Here is a 19729-nt window from a genome sequence, read left to right on the forward strand (position 1 = left end):
AACTTAAATTGAACCTTGTGTCATCTACTGTTCGCCGCGTGACCCCCGCGAAGCGCGTCCTCCTCAGGTCCGGTAAGAGCCCGTTCGACGCCGTCCCCCTGGAGGAGGCCCTCCAGCGCGACGTCATCGCCACCAACTCAGGCAACCTGATCTTCAGCGACGCCACCCACAAGATCCTCCAGACGCCGGGGACCGAGGTGGTCTCCAACGGCATCCGGTCGGACATCGCCGCGGCGGCCCGGATCAACGCGGAGTACGACGCCTTCGTCGTCCCGCTGGCGAACGCCTTCCGGCCGAGCTTCGAGTCGCAGCTGAAGCGGCTGACCCGGCTCATCGGCAGGCTGAAGATCCCGGTCGTGGTGGTCGGGGTCGGCGCGCAGACGGGGCTGAACTACGACCCGGCGCGGCTGAAGCCCATCGAGCCGGCCGTGCGCGACTTCGTCTCGGCGGTGCTGGACCGCAGCGCCTCGATCGGTGTGCGCGGCGAGTTCACCGAGCAGTACCTCAAGGACATGGGGTTCAAGGACGTCGAGGTCATCGGCTGCCCCTCGCTGTTCATGCACGGCAAGGAACTGGCGGTGCACAAGCGCGCGCCGGAGCTGACCGCCGACTCCCGCATAGCCATCAACGGCTCGCACAACGCCGTCCAGAAGCAGGGTCTGGGCAAGGTCATCGACCGCGCGCACGCCCAGTACCCGAACCTGCGGTTCATCGGCCAGAACATCAGCGACGCCCGGCAGCTGCACTGGCGGGACCTGTCCGACCCGAACGCCGGCGTGACGGCGATGCCGTCCCACCCGGACCACCCGATGTACCGGGAGGACAAGGTCCGCGTCTACATCGACCCGGTCACCTGGATCGACGACCTGCGCGCCTTCGACTTCTCCTTCGGCTCCCGCATCCACGGCAACATCGCCGCCCTGCTCGCCGGCACGCCCGCGACGGTCCTGTCCGGCGACTCGCGCACCCTGGAGCTGTGCCGCTACTTCGACATCCCGCACCTCAGGATCGACAAGCTGCCCGCCGACCTGGACCCGGCGAAGCTGTACGAGGACGCGGACTTCGGCAAGCTGATGAGCGGCCACCAGGAGCGCTTCGAGCGGTTCACCGGGTTCCTGGAGCGCAACGGCCTCCAGAACACCTTCACCCACGGTGACGGCGGCGCCGCCTTCGAGGAGCGGCTGCGCAAGCTGTCCTTCCCGGCGGGCGTGCGGCCCTGGCTCGACAACGACGTCGCCTCGCTGGCCCCGCGGCTGGCCTGGATGCAGCGGCACATCACCGAACTCGCCCAGGACAACGACCGGCTGAGGCACGACCTGGCCCGCGCCAAGAAGAAGTCCGTCGCCACCGTGGCCCCCGCCCCGGCCTCGGTCTACCGCCGGGCCCGCCGGGCCGTCGGCGGCCCCCTGCGCCGGGCCCTGAAGCCGGGCCGCGGCTAGTCGCTCCCCCGAGCAGCTGCTCGTATCACTCACGGTCACTCCAAGGCCGGGGGACACGCGCGTGTCGTCCGGTGGTCGCCGCGCGTTAACCCGTACGCACGTCTGCGACGACCTTGGAGTGACCGCGTGTTCTGGAAGAGACTCCGCCTCCGATCATCAGCCCTGCGCCGCGTCGCGCTGAAGATCCTGCTCACGCTCCTCGTGGGGGCCGCCTTCGCCGCACAGGCCGTCGCCGCGCTCCTGCCGGACGTGCCGCTGCTGCTCGCCTCCACCGCGGTCTCCCTCGCCCTGGAGGGGGTGCTGCACCGCTGGCAGCGCGGCATGGCCACGGTGTTCGCCAAGTCCCATCTGGACATCACGCTGCGTCATGTGCTGCGGGACCTGCTGCTCGTGGTGGGACTGCTGCGGGTCGGCGAGCAGGACCGGGAGTCGGTGTACGCCCCGCTCGTCGCCGGGGTGCTGGTCTTCTACGGGCTGCACTGCGCGATCCAGGCGGTCTCCGTCCTGGTCCGCCGCACCCGCACGCTGCCGGTGGTGACCCGCAACGTCGACGCCCTCGCGCTGCGCCTGTCCCCCGCCCCGCCGGCGCTGCTGCGCCAGCCCGGGCAGCGGCTGCTGCTGTTCGGGCTGCCCGCCACCGTGGGGCTCGCGGCGGCGACCGCCACCGACGTACCGGCCGCGGCGGCCAGCGGGATCGCCCTGTCGCTGCTGCTGGGGCTGCTGGGCCTCGGCGAGCTGCTGCTGCGGCTGCTGCCCGGCCGGCGTCCGGCGGGCGAGCAGGAGGTGCTCGACTGGTTCGACGCCTGGCTCGCCGAGTACCGGCCCACGGTCGGCCTGTACTTCTCCGGCGGTGTCTCCTCCGCCTACCAGGCGAACATGTGGCTGGAGCCCCTCGCGAAGCTCGACGCCCGGCCCGTCGTCATCGTGCGTGAACGTTTCATGGTGCAGAAGCTCGCCGCGACCGACCTCCCGATCGTCTGCCTGCCGAAGGTCACCACGCTGATGCGCCTGGAGCACTCCAGCCTCCAGGTCCTCATCCACCCCTCGAACTCCGGCAAGACCTCCCAGGTGCTGCGCATCCCCACGCTCAAGCACACCTTCGTCAACCACGGCGAGAGCGACAAGCTGTCCTCGTGCAACCCGTACGCGAAGGCGTACGACGAGGTGTGGGTGGCGGGCCCCGCCGCCCGCGAGCGGTACGCGCAGGCCGAGGTCGGCGTGGACGACCGCGAGGTCCGCGAGATCGGCCGCCCCCAGCTCGACACGGTGCGGGCCTACGACGGCCCGCCGGCCGGCGCGTTCACGACGGTGCTGTACGCGCCGACCTGGGAGGGCTGGGACGGCAACCCCGGCAACACCTCGGTGATCGCGGCGGGCGAGAACCTCGTCCGGGCGCTGCTCGCCGATCCGGGGGTGCGGCTGCTGTACAAGCCGCATCCGCTGACGGGTTCGGTGGACGCGCGGGCCGGGGCGGCCGACCGGCGGATCCGGGACCTGGTGCGGGCCGCGAACCGGGAGCGCGGCGGGCCGCGCCCCGCGGACGGCGGCGAGCTGGCCCTGCGCACCCAGCGGCTCGACCGGCTCACCAGCGCCGACTTCCGGCCCGGCGCCGACCAGGTCGAGCGGATGCTGGTGCAGTCGACGCCGCCGCGCGGCCGGGCCCGGGCCGTGGCGCAGGCCATGGCCGACTGGGAGGAGGCGTACTGGGCGTCGCTGCCCGTGTGGGAGCACCAGGTCGTCACCGACGCCCGGCCCGCCCTGTACGGCTGCTTCAACCGGGCCGATCTGCTGATCAGCGATGTGTCGAGCGTGATCAGCGACTTCCTGGTGAGCGGCAAGCCGTACGCGGTCGCCAACACCAGCGGCCTGCCCGAGGACGCGTTCCGGGAGGCCTTCCCGACGGTGCGGGCGGCGACGGTGCTGACGCCGGACGCCCGGGAGATGCCGGCGCTGCTCGACGCCGTGCGGAACCCGGACAAGGATCTGCTGGTGGAGGCCCGCGCGGAGCTGAAGCGGCATCTGCTGGGCCCCGCGGAGCCCTCCTCGCAGGCCCGCTTCGGCCTCGCCGTCCAGGCCCTGTGCACGGCGGCCCGGGAGCACCGTACGCGGATGACGGACCGGCTGGCGTCGGAGATCCCCGGTCAGCGGCGCACCGAGGAGCAGCCGTCGGTCACACCGCCGCAGGCCTGACGTCCCGGGCCGGCAGGACCCGCCTGGCCTTGCGCGCGGCCCGGCGGACGAACGCGTCGAGCCCACCCTCCCGGTAGCCCGGGACGGCGCGGGCCTCGCGGGGCTCGGCGAGGTAGAGCGACTCGGGGACGCCGGCCGCGGCGTCCCGGAAGTGCGGGTAGGCGAGGTAGACGCGGCGCCCGCGGCGCTCCACGACCGGGGTGGGCTCGCGCCGCTCCCGGCGGAACTCCAGCAGGTCGAGGAGGAGTTCGGGGCGTCCCTGGGCCACGGCGTGGGCCCGCAGCCGTTCCTCCACGCGGAGGCGGCGGACGACGTCGTCGGTCAGATAGGCGTCCATCAGCGGCTTCGCCAGCTCGAACTTGTGCCGCCTGACCTCCTCGCTGTCCCTGAGGTACTTGGGGCCGAACTGCGGCAGCAGGGTCACCACGAAGGGCCGGGTCATCAGCTGGTCGCGGCGCGCGCCCGGCGGGACCATGTCGGCGATCAGGCCCGCGAGGGCGCGCGCGGAGTCGAAGCGGAGGGTGTAACTGCCGCGTTTGGTGACGTGCTTGCCGTCCTCGCGGCCCACCAGGTAGTAGCAGGTGTAGTCGTCGATGAGGGAGACGCCGTCGGCGCGGAGGTAGGCCTCCATGGTGAACAGGGCGTCCTCGCCGGTCCACAGCGACTCGTCGAAGCACATGCTGTGCCGGGTCAGCAGGGCGCGGCGGAACAGCTTCTGCGCGCTCAGCGTGAACCGGATGTTGGAGGAGTGGACGTCGGTGCGCTCCAGGGTCCGGCCCCACATCGACTGGGGCGGCTTGCGGTTGACGCCCTCGACGCGGCCGAGGACGACGTCCGTGCCGTTGCGGTCGGCCATCGCGACCATCCGCTCCAGCGCCTCGGGGCCGAGCCGGTCGTCGGCGTCGAGGAAGAACACGTACCGTCCCGACGCCTTGCCGAGGCCGACGTTGCGCGGGCCGCTGGGGCCGCCGGAGTTGTCCTGCCGGACCACCGTGACCGGGAAGTCCGCACGGTCCGCGAACTCCTCCAGGTGCTCGCCGGTGCCGTCCGTCGAGCCGTCGTCGACGGCGATGACCTCAAGACGCGCGTGGTCGAGCGTCTGGGCCTCGACGGAGGCCAGACAGTCGACCAGGTACGGCATCGCTTCGTACGCGCCGATCACGACGGTCACATCAGGCTGCGCCACGACCACTCTTCCCCCGCTTCATCTGACATTCCACCGGTGTCCCCTCACTGGCAACTCGATAGACGGACGGGACCGGGAGGCGGTTGTCTCCGTGCCCGGGCGATGTGTCCCAGGTCACGCAGGCACGGACTCCAACGACGCCTCCCCCCTGACGTACGCAAAAAAGGCCCGGTTTTCGAGGATCACTCCTCGAAAACCGGGCCCTTGCGCCCGATCGGGCCTGTGGAACCCGTCCGGTCAGGCCTTGGTGGTGGCCTCCGCGGTGGCGGTCGCCGCCCGGGACTCCTGGCCCACGTTGCGCGCGTCGGCCTTGATCGAGAGGTTCGCCACCGCGGTGTTGAACTGCTCGATGGAGGTCGGCTCGTCCGGACCCAGCAGGTACTCCTTGAGCTCCTTGCGGTCCTCGGCCAGCGGGTCGGCCGCCGCGTCACGGACCGCGTCCAGCAGTCCGCCCAGCTCGGCGGCGCTGTTGGAGAGGATCACCGCGGCCCGTACGGCCGTGTTCTGGCGCTTGAACTCCTCCTCGCCGAGCTGCGCGGAGTCCGTCACCGCGTACGGCTTGCCGCTCGCGATGAAGTCGGAGACCACGCTGGAGATGTCGGAGACCATCGCGTCGGAGACGTTGAAGCAGTCGTACAGCCGCGGCTCGGAGCCGGAGATGACGCGGTGCTCCGCCGCGCCGAAGGAACGCCAGTAGGCGTCGTTCCACTCGGTGCGCAGCCGGGCGATCTCCTCGTGCTTGACGAGGTCGGTCACGCCGTCCCGGGTGGCCTCGGCCTCGTCGCCCTTCTCGCCGCCGTTGCCGGACAGCACCGCGAGGCGTGCCTCGATACGGGCCAGGTCGGCCTTGGCGGCCGTCTGGGCGGCCGTGTCACCGGCCGCGGCGCGCTCCGCGGCGGCCTTCTCCACCAGGGCGGTGACGCGGCGGTGCGCGGCCCCCGCCTCGGCGCTGACGGTGCCGGTGAAGGGGTGCGGCTTGTACAGGACGCGGACCGGCGGATCGGCCTTGATCAGCTTCTTGACGATGTTCTCGCCGGCCAGCACCAGCGAGGTGTTGCCCGGGTTGCCGTCCCAGCCCTCCCAGGTCGGCGCGTACAGCACCGTCGGGACACCTGCCCCGGACCCGGCCTGCCCGGTCTCGATGGGCGCGAGCTGCGGGCGGCCCACCTCGACGATGTCCGCGTCCAGGACGCCGACGTCGGCGATGGCGTACCGGTCGCGGCCGGCCCGGCCGGCGGTCCAGACCTCGTCGTAGACCTTGCTGAACGGGTTGACGCTGGCCAGCTTGTCGCTGTCGCCGTGGCCGATGAAGACGTGCTTCATGGTCGGGACGCGCAGCAGGTGGATGTTCTTGCCGACGTTGGCCGCGTACAGCGCCACGCGCACGTGGGACAGGTCCATGTTCATCAGGTGCACCCCTCCGGGCACGCAGACGACGGGGACCGTGGTGGGCGCCAGGTTCTGCAGGATGACGCGCTCGCGCAGCAGGATCAGCGGCTTGGAGTCGAGCTGCTCCATCGTCTCCAGCCACATGTTGACCTGGTAGACGGAGTCCTTGGAGCCGGAGAAGTACAGCACCGTCTCGGGCCGGTACCCGGCCAGCCAGTCGTCGACGGCGGCCAGGACCGTGTCGGCGTTCGGCGGGACCTTGGCGCCGCGAACGTACGGCATCAGCGCGAGGACGTAGAGGATGCCCAGCGCTATCGTCGCGCCGATGCCGACGAACGCGGCCAGCACCGAGTCCGTGGACGCCGAGACGAGCACGCCGATCACGGCGAACAGGTCGAGGTGCAGCATCTTCTCGGCGGAGCGGTTGAGCAGGCCCTGCGGCGGCGCGTCCGGGATGCGGATGCGGGAGGCCAGGTCCACGTTGCGGGTGGCGACGGGCATCCGGCGGCGGTTGCGGATCAGGGTGACCAGCGCGCCGTGCGGGGCCTGGAGGCCGTAGAACGCGATGAAGCAGGCGACCGCGCCGTAGAAGACGAGTCCGTCCGCGAGGTCGAGTCGCGCCAGCAGCAGCACCAGCAGCAGCTGTCTGATCAGGAAGCGGATCGACAGACCCGCGCGCACCTTGCTGAGGCGGTTGATCAGGTAGCTGCCCTGGCGGTGCAGATAGTGGTCCGCCAGGTAGGTCACGGCCGCGGCGGCTGTGAAGGCGGGAACGCTCGGGACGAGCGCGGCCAGCATGAGCATGGGGTAGCCCAGCATCATGAGGGCCGCCGCGGCCAGTTCGGCCGCGCTGCCCACCCGGGCGACGCGAATGACTCTGGTTATCACGGAGGAACCTGCTCTTGGAGGGGGAGTGCCGGTTTTGTTCTGACGTACGGCGAAAATGTGAGAAATTCGCGAGAGGTACGGATTCAGGCCCCTGCGAAAGCTCGTGGAACGGGCAGTCACAAAGGCCTGAATAACAGAAGTCTATTTGTGGGCGATTATGCCACGCCGTCCTGACGGTCCAGAACGGAGGCCAGCGCCTGCTCGAACCCGGAGGCCTTGCCCGCGGCGGCCGTCGGGTCCTGCTGCCGGACATCGATCACATGACCGGTCAGTTCGGACAGCAGTACGTCCAGCGAGGTGCGGGCCACGGCCTCGGAGGAGAGCAGCGAACCCGACGGCTCCTGGCCGAAGGCCTTGGTGCGCATGGGGGTCGCGGTGCGCTCGGGGTTGATGCAGTTGACGCGCACCCCGTCGCCGGCCCACTCGTCGGACAGGGCCTGGGTGAGGTTCACCATGGCGGCCTTGGTCGAGGAGTAGAGGCTGTACTCGGCGCGGCCCCGGGTGTAGCTGCTGGAGGTGTAGAGCAGCAACTGGCCCTTGGTCTCGGCGAGGTACTTGTAGCTGGAGCGCGCGATCTGCACCGGCGCGAGGTAGTTGACCTTGAGGGCTTCCTCGATGGTCGCGTTGTCGGTCTCGGCGAGCTTGCCGATGCGCAGCACGCCCGCGGTGTTCACGACGTGGTCGATGCGCCCGGTCTCCGCGTACGCCTTGGACAGCGCGTCGTCGACCTCCTCGGGGTTCTCGACGTGCGTGCCGGTGGTGGAGCGGCCGAGCGCGTAGACCTTCGCGCCGTAGGACTCGGCGAGTTCGGCGATGTCCTTGCCGATGCCGTACGAACCGCCGAAGACGACCACGGTCTTGCCGGTGAGCAGTTCGCGGTAGGCCTCCTCGGAGACCTGCTCGGGCGCGGCGGTGGAGGCGAGCTGGAAGAGCTTGTCGGCGATGAAGACGTCGACGGGCTGGGTGACCTTCATGTTGTACTCGTCGCCCGCGACGACGTGGATCGGCACGTCCGGCAGGTACTTGAGCACGACCGAGCAGTCGTCCGTGGCCTGGAAGTTGGGGTCACCGGCGGCGACCTCGTAGGCGCGCCTGATGGTGGACAGCTTGAAGGCCTGCGGGGTCTGGCCGCGGCGCAGGCGGGAGCGGTCCGGGATCTCGGTGATGAACTCGCCGTCCTCGCCGTGCGTGCGCGTGACGATGATGGTGTCGGCGGAGGGGATGGCGACGTCGACGGCCTGGAAGCGCTCCAGCGCGGTCACGCAGTCGTCGATGACGCGCCGGGAGAGCAGGGGGCGCACGGCGTCGTGGAACAGGACGTTGACGTCCTCGCCCTCGGCCAGGCCCTCGCCGAGCGCCGAGATGGCGCGCTCGGTGGTCTCGTTCCGCGTGGAGCCGCCCTCGATGATCTTCTTGACCTTCGTGAACCCGGCCTTGGCGACGATCTTCTCGATGTCGGGCACGTACCCGGGCGCCATCAGCACGATGATGTCGTCGATCGAGTCGGCGTTCTCGAAGGTGGTCAGGGTGTGCTCGATGACTGCCTTGCCGGCGATCTTCAGCAGCTGCTTGGGGATCGACAGACCCACGCGCTGGCCGGTGCCACCGGCCAGGATCACTGCGGTGGTTCGGGGCTTGGCGATGTGCTGGGACACGAATGACCTACCTCAGGGCGTCAGGGAACTCGGAAATGGTCCCACTTTCGGTTACCGCAGTGCAAGGTGAGCGCCAGCAACTGCATATGTGCGCGCAACCTGTCATTCACCTTGCACACCTGGTGATGGGCCCGACGGTTGTACGGGTACCCTCCGGAATTGCTGTGAGTAAGTCCACAGGCCCCGCTCAGTGCCGCCTGAGCCTCTTGAGGCAGCGGTGACCGAGCACCTTGACGAGTTCCTTGGACGAGGTCTGGTGAACCGTACGGCTCTTGGCGGGCGTGGTGTTCTGCACCGGTGCCGAGGCAGCGGCGGCGAGCGCGCCGTAGAGCGCCTGCGCCGCGGCCTCGGGAGACATCCGCGGCGCCGTGCCCGTGTCGGTTTTGGGCTTCGGCACGGCGGAGAGCAGGGCCGGGTCGCCGATGACCCGGACGCCCATCGCCGCGATGCGCCCGGCCATCTCCGCGCCGATCTCGGCGGCGGCCTCGACGGCCCACTGCGGGGTGCTGATCTTCACGTCCTCGGCGGTCGGGCTGCACGCGTTCTTCATATGCATCACCGCGCCGTGCCGGATCAGCTTGGAATACAGCTCCTCCGGGAGTCCATTGCCACGGAATTCCTTATTAAGATTCCGCAGCATTTCGGTCTCGGCGAGCGTGAGGGACCGGTTCGCGGTGTCCGGGATCTCCTGGAGGAGATCGGCCGGAAGCCCCAGCAGCCGCTCGAAGACCCGCATCAGCCCGCCCCGGTCGCGGTCGTCGACCACGACGACGGTGACCCGGTCGGGGCCGACCACCCGCACCCAGCGCTCGACCAGCCGGTCGTGCCGGTGGCGGCGCCAGAAGCTGGGGTTGGGGAATTCGTAGGGCGCCTTCCTCAGCATGTGCGTGAGCCAGTTCTCGTAGCCCATGCGCAGGCCGTTCTGCACGTACTGCTGCCACTGCGACGGCATGATCTTCGCGAGCGGGCGGAGGGTGACGAGGACATGCACCCGGTCGCCGCCCAGATGCTCGACGATCCGCTCGATGGCCTCGTCGTCGGGGGCGTCGGCGAAGAACTCGCTGCTGACGACGGAGGTGTGCGCGCCCGCGGCGGCCACCTGCCTGCCCAGGAGCTCCCACTGGCGCTCGCTGGGGCCGCGGTCGCCCATCATCCCGGGCCGGGCGGTGGCGGCGAGGACGGCGTCCATCGGGTGCCGGGAGGTCGCGGGCCAGGCGACGCCGTGCTCGGCGAAACGGTCCTTCGCGGCGAACAGGGCCCCCTGGATGGAGGTGGTGCCCGTTTTGTGCGGGCCGATGTGCAGCAGGCGGGTTCCGGCGGGGAGTGGCGCGATCACTCCGTCGGCCGGGGGTTCATGTCTCGTACAGTCCGTCTCCATAGTTAAAGCACGGTAAGAGGTTTTCCTGAGAGTGCACTGAGAGTGGCCTGGAACCGCTCTTAGTCCCAGGCCACACCCGCCGGGTTCAGGCCAGTTCGACCCCCGGACGTCCCGCCTCCACGCGCAGCGCGGCCTGGGTGCTCGCCGTCGCGGCCGGCGCGCGGACCGTGTCCACCACGCGCACCTGGGCGTCGATGCCGTGGCGGTCGATGTCGAAGAGGTGGTAGCCGCGGTGGGCGTCGATGAACCTCCAGTGCGGGTTGTCCGCCTTCAGCGGGTCCCACTGGGCGTGGAAGGCGGCCTGGTCCTGGTCGCCGTTGCTGGAGATCGACGTCCCCACGAACTCCGCGCCGACCACCCGTGAGGCCGGGTCCGCGAAGTCCTCCTTGAGGTCGCTGATCATCGTCAGGTGGCGGTCGCCGGAGAGCACGACCGGGTTGCGCACCTGCCGGAACTCCGTCAGGAACCGGTTGCGTTCGGCCTGGTAGCCGTCCCAGGCGTCGTAGTACCACTGCTTGCCCTCGCCGGGCAGGATGTCGGTCTCGGCCATCATGATCTGCGAGGCGACGAGGTTCCAGCGGGCCGGCGAGCCGTGCAGGGAGTCCAGCAGCCACTTCCGCTGCGCGGCGCCGAGCATGGTCAGCGCGGGGTCCTTCGCGGCCTCCTGGCCGGTGACCTGGTCGCTGCGGTACTGGCGGGTGTCCAGGACGTTGAGCCGGGCGAGCCTGCCGTACTCGAAGCGGCGGTACATCCGGATGTGCGGTCCGTCGGGGATCTGCGCGGCTCTCACCGGCATGTGCTCGTAGTACGCCTGGTAGGCGGCGGTCAGCCGGGCCCTGAACGCGTCGGGGGTCTGCTTGTCGGGGTCCTGCGGGATCTCCCCGGCGAAGTCGTTGTCGACCTCGTGGTCGTCGAAGGTGACCACCCAGGGCGCGTTCGCGTGCATCGCCGCGAGGTCCGGGTCGGTGCGGTACTGGGCGTAGCGGTTGCGGTACTGGACCAGGGTGTACGGCTCCCCCGTGCCCTCGTGGCGGCGCGGGCCGGAGGAGGACGGCGTGGACTCGTAGACGTAGTCGCCGACGAACAGCACCACGTCCGGGTCCTGGGCCAGCATGTCCGCGTACGGCGTGAACCAGCCGTGCTGCCAGTTCTGGCAGGACGCGAGCGCGATCCGCAGTGCGCCGCCCTTGCTGTGCGGGTGGGGCGCGGTCCGGGTGCGGCCGGTGGGTGAGAGCTGGCCGCCGGCGCGGAACCGGTACCAGTACGCGCGGCCCGGGCGCAGACCGCGTGCGTCGACGTGGACGCTGTGCCCGTACTCGGGCCGTGCCTGGGCGACGCCCCGGCGCACGGGTTTCCCGAACCGCTCGTCCTCGGCGATCTCCCACTCCACCGGGACCGCGCGGTCGGGCATCCCGCCCCCGTTCAGCGGGTCCGGGGCCAGGCGCGTCCACAGCACGACCGCCTCGGGCAGCGGGTCGCCGGAGGCCACGCCCAGGCTGAACACGCCGTCGGGCAGCGGGGTCTCGGCCGCCCGGGCCGCCTGGGGCAGCCACAGCTGGGCGGAGGCGGCGGCGCCGAGAACGGCGGCCCCCGCGGTCAGAAAGCGGCGTCGGTCGGGCGCTGTTGATCCGGTCATCGGCGAACTCCCCTGCCTCGCTGGCCTCATGGACACGGGAAGCTCACGCGCCGGGGAGGTCCGTCCACTGAACGGCGACGGGCCCGGACATGACGAGTGGGGAGACAACAGAAGACCCGTTGCGGCACACCGGCGTCTTTGCGCCACAACGGGTCTGATCAGTGGTCAGGTGGCTCGGCGGGTCAGTCCACGAACCCCGAGCCGAGCTTGGCGTTCGTCCCGTTCGTGCCGAGGAGACCGTGCCCGAAGGTGAGCACACGCGGACCGGAGAAGGACCAGACGGACCCGGCGCCCGCGTTCTCGCCCGGCGCGCCGACCGCGGGCTCGGGTGCTCCGTCGCCGTCGGTGTCCCCGAGGTGGACGGCCCCGCCGAAGCGGTCGCCCTTCTCGGCGGTCCCCGGCACCCCGGTGCTGTTCTGGGTGATCACCCGTGAGCCGACGCCGGTGAGCCCGTGCTCGGTGCCCTTGAGGACGACGACCGCGCCCGCGTCGGTGCGGGAGCCCAGGTCCTCGCCGGGGACACCGGTCAGCACGTCGAGGAAGCCGTCGTCGTCGACGTCGCCGAGCTGTACGTCGGTGCCGAACCCGTCCCCGGCCTCGGCGGCGCCGGGCACGGCGGGGCTGTCCTGGTTGACGTGCTGGGCGGCGGCGCCGTCGGGACCGTCCGGGGTGCCCGGGATCAGGGTGATCCGGCCGCCCTTGGCGCGGGGGGTGTCGAGGTCGCTGTCGTAGCCGTCGACGGCCCGGCCGACGACGATGTCGTCGAAACCGTCCCGGTCCACGTCGCCCACGTCGAGGTTCTCGCCGCCCTGGAGCCGGTAGCCGTCGGCGCCGCGGACGGTGGTGAGGGGGGCGAGGGAGGTGCCGTCGCCCCGCCAGTACACGACCCGGCGGGCGTCGTACTCGTCGCCGTCGTTCTCGACGCCGACGACGTCGGTGCGGCCGTCGCCGTCGACGTCACCGGTGGCGAGGTCGAGGATCCGGCTGTCGAAGTCGTCCCGGACGGCCCGCTCGACGGTGGGCGTGCCGCCGCGCGTGAAGGGGCCGCCGAGGATCCTGAGATCGTGCTGGTTCTCCACGGTCACCACGTCCGGGGCGCCGTCGTCGCCGATGTCCCCCACGGCCAGGTGCCCCGGGGCGCCCAGCCGGTCGTACGCCAGGCCGCCGGCCAGTGCGGCACCGCCCGCGAGCCCCTTCGGGCCGCCCCACAGCACCTCCACCAGCCCGGCCTCGGGCCCGTCGACGGTGTCCTCGCCGGCCACACCCACCACGAGGTCGGCGTAGCCGTCACGGTCCAGGTCGGCGGAGGTCAGCGCGCTGCCGAAGCGGTCGCCGGTCTCGGCGCTGCCGGGGACCCCGGCGGTGTTCTGCGTGAACACCTTCCGGCCGGTGCCGGTGATCCCGTTCGCCGAGCCGTACAGCACGGCGACGTAACCGGCCTCCTTCTTGCCGGCGACGGTGGCGGAGGGGGCGGCGACGGCGAGATCGGCCCAGCCGTCGCCGTTGAAGTCCTGCTTGACACCGGAGGGGCGGGGGGCGGCGAGGGCGCCCGTCGTGGTCGCGGCCAGCAGGGCCAGGGCGACCAGAACGACGCTGCGGGTTCTGTGGGGTCGGGTCACACCACGTGTGACCCTCCGCGACACCGACTGGTTGCCCTGCCGTCCGCCCGGATTTCTCCGGGCGTTCACCCCCCTCGGACCCGGAGACCGTCCGGACGGGGCCCGCCCGCACGCCCCGGAACGCGTTCGCGTGGCCCGCGGGTCAGGCACACGGTCGCGGAAGGCGTGCGCGCGCCCCGGATTCTCCTTGCGGCCGGCCCTCGACGACATGCGCCCGGCCCTTCAGGTCGGGTGCTCGGCCCCGGAAGGCAGCCGCAGGACCCGGGGGACGTCCCCGGAGGTCGTCCGCCCGGCCCCGCCGGACGCCCGTGCGGCCCCCTCCGGTGCCGGAGGGGGCCCGCAGGTCCTAGAACGGCTCGAAGTCGTCGTACTCGCGCTGCGACTCGTCCCGCTCGGCGTCCTTGTCGCGGCGGCGCTGGGCGGCCGGACGGGGAGCCTCGAAACGGTGGTCCTCGCCACGGCGGCCGAGCATCTCGGCGCCCGCGGACATCGACGGCTCCCAGTCGAAGACGACCGCGTTCTCCTCGGGGCCGATCGCGACGCCGTCGCCGGAGCGGGCGCCCGCCTTGAGGAGACGGTCCTCCACGCCGAGCCGGTTGAGCCGGTCGGCGAGGTAGCCGACGGCCTCGTCGTTGGTGAAGTCGGTCTGCCGCACCCAGCGCTCGGGCTTCTCGCCGCGCACCCGGAACAGGCCGTCCTCCTCCTGGGTGACGGTGAAGCCCGCGTCGTCGACCGCCTTGGGCCGGATGACGATCCGGGTCGCCTCCTCCTTCGGCTTCGCGGCGCGCGCCCCGGCGACCAGCTCGGCCAGCGCGAACGACAGCTCCCGCAGACCGGCGTGGGCGACGGCCGACACCTCGAAGACGCGGTAGCCGCGTGCCTCCAGCTCGGGCCGCACCATCTCGGCGAGGTCCTTGCCGTCCGGGACGTCGATCTTGTTGAGGACGACGATCCGCGGCCGGTCCGCGAGGGAGGTCTTGTACTGGCGCAGCTCCTCCTCGATGACGTCGAGGTCGGAGACCGGGTCGCGCTCGGACTCCAGCGTGGCCGTGTCCAGCACGTGCACGAGCACGCTGCACCGCTCGACGTGGCGCAGGAACTCCAGGCCCAGGCCCTTGCCCTGGCTGGCGCCGGGGATCAGCCCCGGCACGTCGGCGATCGTGTACACGGTCGAACCGGCGGTCACCACGCCCAGGTTCGGGACCAGGGTCGTGAAGGGGTAGTCGGCGATCTTCGGCTTGGCCGCGCTGAGCACCGAGATCAGCGAGGACTTGCCCGCGCTCGGGTACCCCACCAGCGCCACGTCGGCGACGGTCTTCAGCTCCAGGACGATGTCCTGGAGGTCACCGGGCACACCCAGCAGCGCGAAACCGGGCGCCTTGCGGCGGGCGCTGGCCAGTGCCGCGTTGCCGAGGCCGCCCCGGCCGCCCTGCGCGGCGACGTACGAGGTGCCGTGGCCGACGAGGTCGGCGAGGACGTTGCCCGCCTTGTCGAGCACGACGGTGCCGTCCGGCACGGGCAGGACCAGGTCGGTGCCGTCCTTGCCGGAACGGTTGCCGCCCTCGCCGGGCTTGCCGTTGGTCGCCTTGCGGTGCGGGGAGTGGTGGTAGTCCAGCAGGGTGGTGACCGACTGGTCGACGGTGAGGATCACGTCGCCGCCACGTCCGCCGTTGCCGCCGTCGGGTCCACCGAGCGGCTTGAACTTCTCACGGTGGACGGAGGCACAGCCGTGGCCTCCGTTACCCGCGGCGACATGCAGTTCGACGCGGTCCACGAAGGTGGTCATGGTCAGTGCCTCCAGAAACGTACGGGGAAAGTGCTGCGTGTGTCTGTCATGAGAAACGCGCGAAGGCGGACCCGCCTTCCCGACCGGGAAGTGAGGTCCGCCTCGCGAAGCGTTCGGTCTAAAGCCTGTTTCAGGCGACCGGAACGATGTTCACGACCTTGCGGCCACGGTGCGTACCGAACTGCACCGCACCGGCGTTCAGCGCGAACAGCGTGTCGTCGCCACCGCGGCCGACACCGGCGCCGGGGTGGAAGTGGGTGCCACGCTGGCGGACCAGGATCTCACCCGCGCTGACGACCTGACCACCGAAGCGCTTCACGCCGAGGCGCTGAGCGTTGGAGTCGCGGCCGTTCCGGGTGGACGATGCGCCCTTCTTGTGTGCCATTGCTCAGTCCCTCTTTACTTCGCGGCGGTCGGGATGGACGTGACCTTGATCGCCGTGTACTGCTGACGGTGACCCTGGCGACGGCGGTAGCCGGTCTTGTTCTTGTAGCGAAGGATGTCGATCTTCACACCCTTGTGGTGGTCCACGACCTCGGCCTGGACCTTGATGCCGGCCAGCACCCACGGGTCGCTGGTCACGGCCTCGCCGTCGACAACGAGCAGGGTCGAGAGCTCGACCGTGTCGCCAACATTGGCGGTGGAAATCTTGTCAACCTCAACGATGTCGCCGACAGCAACCTTGTGCTGGCGACCACCGCTGCGCACGATGGCGTACACGCGGATCTCACTCTCTCGCTTGAGAACGGCACCCCCGCAGTCCAGCCACCCGGCGAAGCCGAGGGCCTCTCCCGGCTGAAAGCCCGAGAGGAAGAGGTTTACGGGGATGTGGCGTGTCACCTGTGGACACGCCGACGGTCAAGGTTACGGGGCCACGGCCGAACGGGTCAAACCGGGCCCGCCCGGCCCCGGACCCGGCCCCGCCCGACCGCTAGGAACCGAGCCCCTCCCGGTACGCGACGCACGTCTCGTACGACGGCAGCAGCCCCTGTTCACGGGCCTCGGCCAGGCTCGGCGCGGCCTCGTCCTTCGGGGAGAGCAGCGGCGCCACGTCGGCGGGCCACTCGATGCCGAGCTCCGGGTCGAGCGGGTGGATGCCGTGCTCGCGCTCGGGGGCGTACCCCTCGGAGCACAGATAGACGACGGTCGCGTCGTCGGTGAGCGCCATGAAGCCGTGCCCGAGGCCCTCGGAGAGGTAGACCGCGTGATGGTCCCGGTCGTCGAGGCGGACCATCTCCCACCGGCCGAAGGTGGGCGAGCCGACCCGGATGTCCACGATCACGTCGAGGACGGCGCCGCGCACGCACTTGACGTACTTGGCCTGTCCGGGCGGCACGTCCGCGAAGTGGATGCCGCGCAGGGTGCCCCGGCTGGAGACCGACATGTTGGCCTGGGCCAGCCGGAGGGGGTGCCCGGCCGCCTCCGCGAAGACGGGGGCCTTGAACCACTCGTGGAAGCTGCCCCGGCCGTCGGGGAAGACCTTCGGCTCGAACACCCAGGAGCCGGAAATGGAGAGGGGTCGCATCGCGGGGTCCTCAGCCCTTCTTCTGCTGGTTCTGATGGGTCAGGGCGCGCTTGATGCGCCCGGCGGCCCGGCGCCACAGCGGACGCGGCGGGGCCTTCTTCTTCGGCGCCGGCTTCGGGGTCGGCTTCGGCTTGGCGGCCGGTGGGGTGTGCCGGTCGATCACCCGGGCGGCGCCCGCCGCGTCGACGACCACGTCCACCGGGAGCCGCGTCCACTTGTCCTCGCCCCGGTCGGCGGACGGCACGCCGACGCGGACCGCCCAGCGCGCGCCGGTGAGCTGCCCGACGGGCAGTGCGGCCGTCACGGTACGGCCGTCCGCCGCCGCGTCGACGGGGAACTTGCCCACGTTCTTGCGCTCGAAGCGCAGCCGCACCGTCTCCTCGCCGGTGACCGCGAGGGCCAGCGGCAGCCGCACGGTCGTGCCCTCGACGGTGCCGGCCGCCGGGTCCATCAGCGCCACGGCCTCGCGCTCCAGCTTGTTGGTGTGCTGGTCGACGTCGAGGGAGAGGTTGCCGAACCCGTCGGTGAAGTACGGCAGGACCATCCGCCGGGGCTCGCCGGTGAGCGCGGCCAGCCGTCCGGCCTCCACCTCCTCGCCGCGCACCGAGCCGATGCGGGTCTCCTTGCTCCAGCCGCAGGACTTGATCCGCAGGTGCAGGTCCCACAGGCCCCGGGTGAGCGGCCCGCCCGCGGCGGCGCTCTCCGGGTCGACGACGGAGGTCGCGGTGATCCGCTGGCGGAACGTGCCGTCCCCGGCGTCGATCCGGTGCAGCGCGTACTCCACCGGGAGGAAGTACTGACGGGCGTCCTCGCGGTGGCGCACCACCAGGTCGACGTCGCTCTCCTCGACCGGCGCGTCCAGGGACACGCCCTGCTCCTCCAGAGCCTTCAGGGCGGCGTCGGAGAGCGGCACCCCGAGCAGGTCCCGCCCGCCCTCGGTGCGGAAGGTCAGCGGGGCGCCGCCGCGCTCGCCGTCGGCCTCGTCCGCGGCGATCTCGTACTCGGCGCCGAAGCCGACGGAGAGGGTGCCGTCGGTCCACTCCAGCGAGGTCAGCTCACCGGTGGGCCGGATCGCGGCCTCCCACTCGGCGAGGGCGCGGACGTCGTCGTAGAGGTCGGCCCGGACGAGTCCGGCGACGATCTGCTGGAGCGGGGCGAGCTCGGCGACGACGCCCGGTCCGAAGCGCTCGGTGGCCACGCCCCGGATCTCGCGGTACAGGTCGCCCGCGTAGTCCTCGGGGAGATTCAGGAGCCGCTTGCCGCGCAGCCGCTCGACCATCTCGCTGCGCAGCCAGCGGGAGCAGATCCGGTCGCGCAGCGGGCCCGGCTCGGTCAGCTCGTCGACGACGTCGACGGCCTCGCGCAGGTTGGCGTAGTAGCCGACCGGGTCGAAGCGCTGGAAGCCCGCGTTGGAGCCGTCGTCCCGGGTGATGTGGTAGTAGCACAGGTAGTCGCCGAGGACGGCGACGCTCTTGGCCCGCAGATACGCCTCGACGACGAAGACATGGTCCTCCAGGCGCCGGCGCCCCTCCTTGAACCGCATGCCGTGCTCGGCGAGGAACGCCCGCCGGAACATCTTGTGCGGGGTGAGGCTGTCCATCAGCGGCGCGGTGTCCACCGTGACCCGCGGCCGGTTGACCCGGAACAGCTCCTGCGGGACCGGCCGTCCGATGCCCGCCATCTTGCCGATGACGACGTCGGCGTCGTTCGCCGTGCCGTACGCGTACATCCGCTCCAGGGCCTCGTCGCCGAGCCAGTCGTCGTGGTCGACGAACATGACGTACTCGCCCCGGGCGGCGTCGATGCCGGTGTTGCGGGGGCGGCCCGACCAGCCGGAGGACTCCTGGTGGACGACGTGGAAGTGAGGGTGCTCGGCGGCGAGCTCGTCCAGCCGGGCCGGGGTCTCGTCGGTGGACCCGTCGTCGACGAAGAAGACCTCGAACTCGTCCGGCGCCATGCTCTGCCGCAGCAGGCCCCCGACGCAGTCCTCGAAGTACTTGCCGGGGTTGTAGACCGCGATGACGACGCTGACCTTGACTGTCACGCCGGGTTCTCCTTGTCCTGAAGCCCCTGAAGTCCCTGGAGCTCCTGCGCCTCGTGCGCCCGGAGGATCGCCGGGAACGCCTCGGTCAGGGCCGTCCGCCAGTCGCGCAGCGGCTCGATGCCCGCGTCGGCGAAGCGCTCGTGGCCCAGGACGCTGTAGGCGGGGCGGGGCGCGGGGCGTACGAAGGCCTCGCTGGTGGTGGGACGGACCCGGTCGGGGTCGGTGCCGAGCAGCCGGAAGATCTCCCGGGTGAAGCCGAACCAGGTCGTCTCACCGGCGCTGGTGCCGTGGTAGACGCCCGCGGGGGCGGTCCCGGCCAGGGCGCCGCGGCCCAGCTCGACGAGCAGGCCCGCCAGATCCGCGCTCCAGGTGGGCTGGCCGCGCTGGTCGTCGACGACGTCCAGGGTGTCCTTGACACCGGCCAGCCTGATCATCGTGCGGACGAAGTTGGGGCCGCCCGCGCCGTACAGCCAGGCGGTGCGCACGACATAGCCGCGGTCGATCCCGAGGACCGCCGTCTCCCCCGCCAGCTTGGTCCGGCCGTACGCGCTGCGCGGCGCGGTCGGGGCGTCCTCGGCGTACGGCTTGTCGGCGTCACCGGCGAAGACGTAGTCGGTGGAGACGTGCAGCAGGACGGCGCCGGTCGCGGCGCAGGCGGCGGCGAGGTGCGCCGGGGCGTCGCCGTTGACGCGCAGGGCCTCGGCCTCGTGGGTCTCGGCGTCGTCGACGGCCGTCCAGGCCGCGCAGTTGACGACGACGGCGGGCCGGTGCTCCTCCAACGCCCGCAGCACGGCGGCCGGTTCGGTGAGGTCGAGGGCGGCGCGGTCCAGCGCGACATGGCGCTGTCCGGCCCGGGCGAGAGCGGCCCGGACGTCCTGTCCGAGCATGCCTCCGGCCCCGGCGATCAGCCAAGTGGCCTGTTCCTGTGTGGAATTCATGTCTCTTCTTTTGTGTCGGGAAAACACGGACGGGCCCGGGTCCGCCCCGGGCCCGT

The 19729-nt window shown here is 71.3% G+C and carries 14 protein-coding genes; 2 read left to right on the forward strand and 12 right to left on the reverse strand.

The genetic code is table 11. From position 1 onward, the window contains the following. Positions 1-38: 38 nt before the first annotated feature. Together ACIPSE_RS01545 and ACIPSE_RS01550 are read left to right on the forward strand one after the other, a co-directional pair. On the forward strand, positions 39-1439 hold the full coding sequence (locus tag ACIPSE_RS01545; RefSeq protein WP_401656194.1) for a polysaccharide pyruvyl transferase family protein: 1401 nt from the start codon (positions 39-41) through the stop codon (positions 1437-1439). 126 nt (positions 1440-1565) lie between these two features. Next, positions 1566-3629, forward strand: coding sequence for a hypothetical protein (locus ACIPSE_RS01550; RefSeq protein WP_401656196.1), 2064 nt, complete (start codon positions 1566-1568; stop codon positions 3627-3629). Here the strand turns inward: ACIPSE_RS01550 and ACIPSE_RS01555 are convergent. From ACIPSE_RS01555 to rfbD, 12 genes are all read right to left on the reverse strand, one after another. Next, positions 3610-4821: a glycosyltransferase family 2 protein gene (locus ACIPSE_RS01555; protein WP_401656198.1), complete on the reverse strand. Its 1212-nt coding sequence runs from the start codon at positions 4819-4821 to the stop codon at positions 3610-3612. The two genes, ACIPSE_RS01550 and ACIPSE_RS01555, sit on opposite strands and share 20 nt — an antisense overlap. Before the next feature lie 231 nt (positions 4822-5052). Beyond that, positions 5053-7092, reverse strand: a complete 2040-nt coding sequence (locus tag ACIPSE_RS01560) for a hypothetical protein (RefSeq protein WP_401656201.1) — start codon at positions 7090-7092, stop codon at positions 5053-5055. Between the two features lie 155 nt (positions 7093-7247). Then, a complete protein-coding gene (locus tag ACIPSE_RS01565) occupies positions 7248-8747 on the reverse strand; it encodes an SDR family NAD(P)-dependent oxidoreductase (protein WP_401656203.1) in 1500 nt (499 codons plus the stop codon). A gap of 187 nt (positions 8748-8934) precedes the next feature. Next, positions 8935-10125 carry a hypothetical protein gene (locus ACIPSE_RS01570; protein ID WP_401656205.1) on the reverse strand — a complete coding sequence of 397 codons (1191 nt, stop codon included), beginning with the start codon at positions 10123-10125 and terminating at the stop codon, positions 8935-8937. Between the two features lie 85 nt (positions 10126-10210). After that, positions 10211-11761 (reverse strand): alkaline phosphatase D family protein, encoded by a 1551-nt coding sequence (locus tag ACIPSE_RS01575; protein ID WP_401656207.1) that lies wholly within the window; start codon positions 11759-11761, stop codon positions 10211-10213. A gap of 182 nt (positions 11762-11943) precedes the next feature. Next, on the reverse strand, positions 11944-13380 hold the full coding sequence (locus ACIPSE_RS01580; RefSeq protein ID WP_401656209.1) for an FG-GAP and VCBS repeat-containing protein: 1437 nt from the start codon (positions 13378-13380) through the stop codon (positions 11944-11946). A 346-nt stretch (positions 13381-13726) separates the two neighbouring features. Beyond that, positions 13727-15166: a GTPase ObgE gene (gene obgE, locus ACIPSE_RS01585; protein ID WP_401656211.1), complete on the reverse strand. Its 1440-nt coding sequence runs from the start codon at positions 15164-15166 to the stop codon at positions 13727-13729. A 130-nt stretch (positions 15167-15296) separates the two neighbouring features. Then, entirely contained in the window at positions 15297-15551 is a 255-nt protein-coding gene (rpmA, locus tag ACIPSE_RS01590; protein WP_004950923.1) for a 50S ribosomal protein L27, read from the reverse strand. Positions 15552-15565: 14 nt separating this feature from the next. Next, complete coding sequence (gene rplU / locus ACIPSE_RS01595) at positions 15566-15886, reverse strand: 50S ribosomal protein L21 (RefSeq protein WP_401656214.1); 321 nt, start codon at positions 15884-15886, stop codon at positions 15566-15568. 211 nt (positions 15887-16097) lie between these two features. Next, positions 16098-16691: a dTDP-4-dehydrorhamnose 3,5-epimerase gene (gene rfbC / locus ACIPSE_RS01600; RefSeq protein ID WP_401656216.1), complete on the reverse strand. Its 594-nt coding sequence runs from the start codon at positions 16689-16691 to the stop codon at positions 16098-16100. Between the two features lie 10 nt (positions 16692-16701). Continuing rightward, a complete protein-coding gene (locus ACIPSE_RS01605; RefSeq protein WP_401656218.1) occupies positions 16702-18735 on the reverse strand; it encodes a glycosyltransferase family 2 protein in 2034 nt (677 codons plus the stop codon). After that, on the reverse strand, positions 18732-19673 hold the full coding sequence (gene rfbD / locus ACIPSE_RS01610; protein ID WP_401656220.1) for a dTDP-4-dehydrorhamnose reductase: 942 nt from the start codon (positions 19671-19673) through the stop codon (positions 18732-18734). Before rfbD ends, ACIPSE_RS01605 begins: the two co-directional genes overlap by 4 nt. Between the last annotated feature and the right edge of the window lie 56 nt (positions 19674-19729).

The organism is Streptomyces sp. NPDC090106 (assembly GCF_044747265.1).
Lineage (GTDB): Bacteria > Actinomycetota > Actinomycetes > Streptomycetales > Streptomycetaceae > Streptomyces.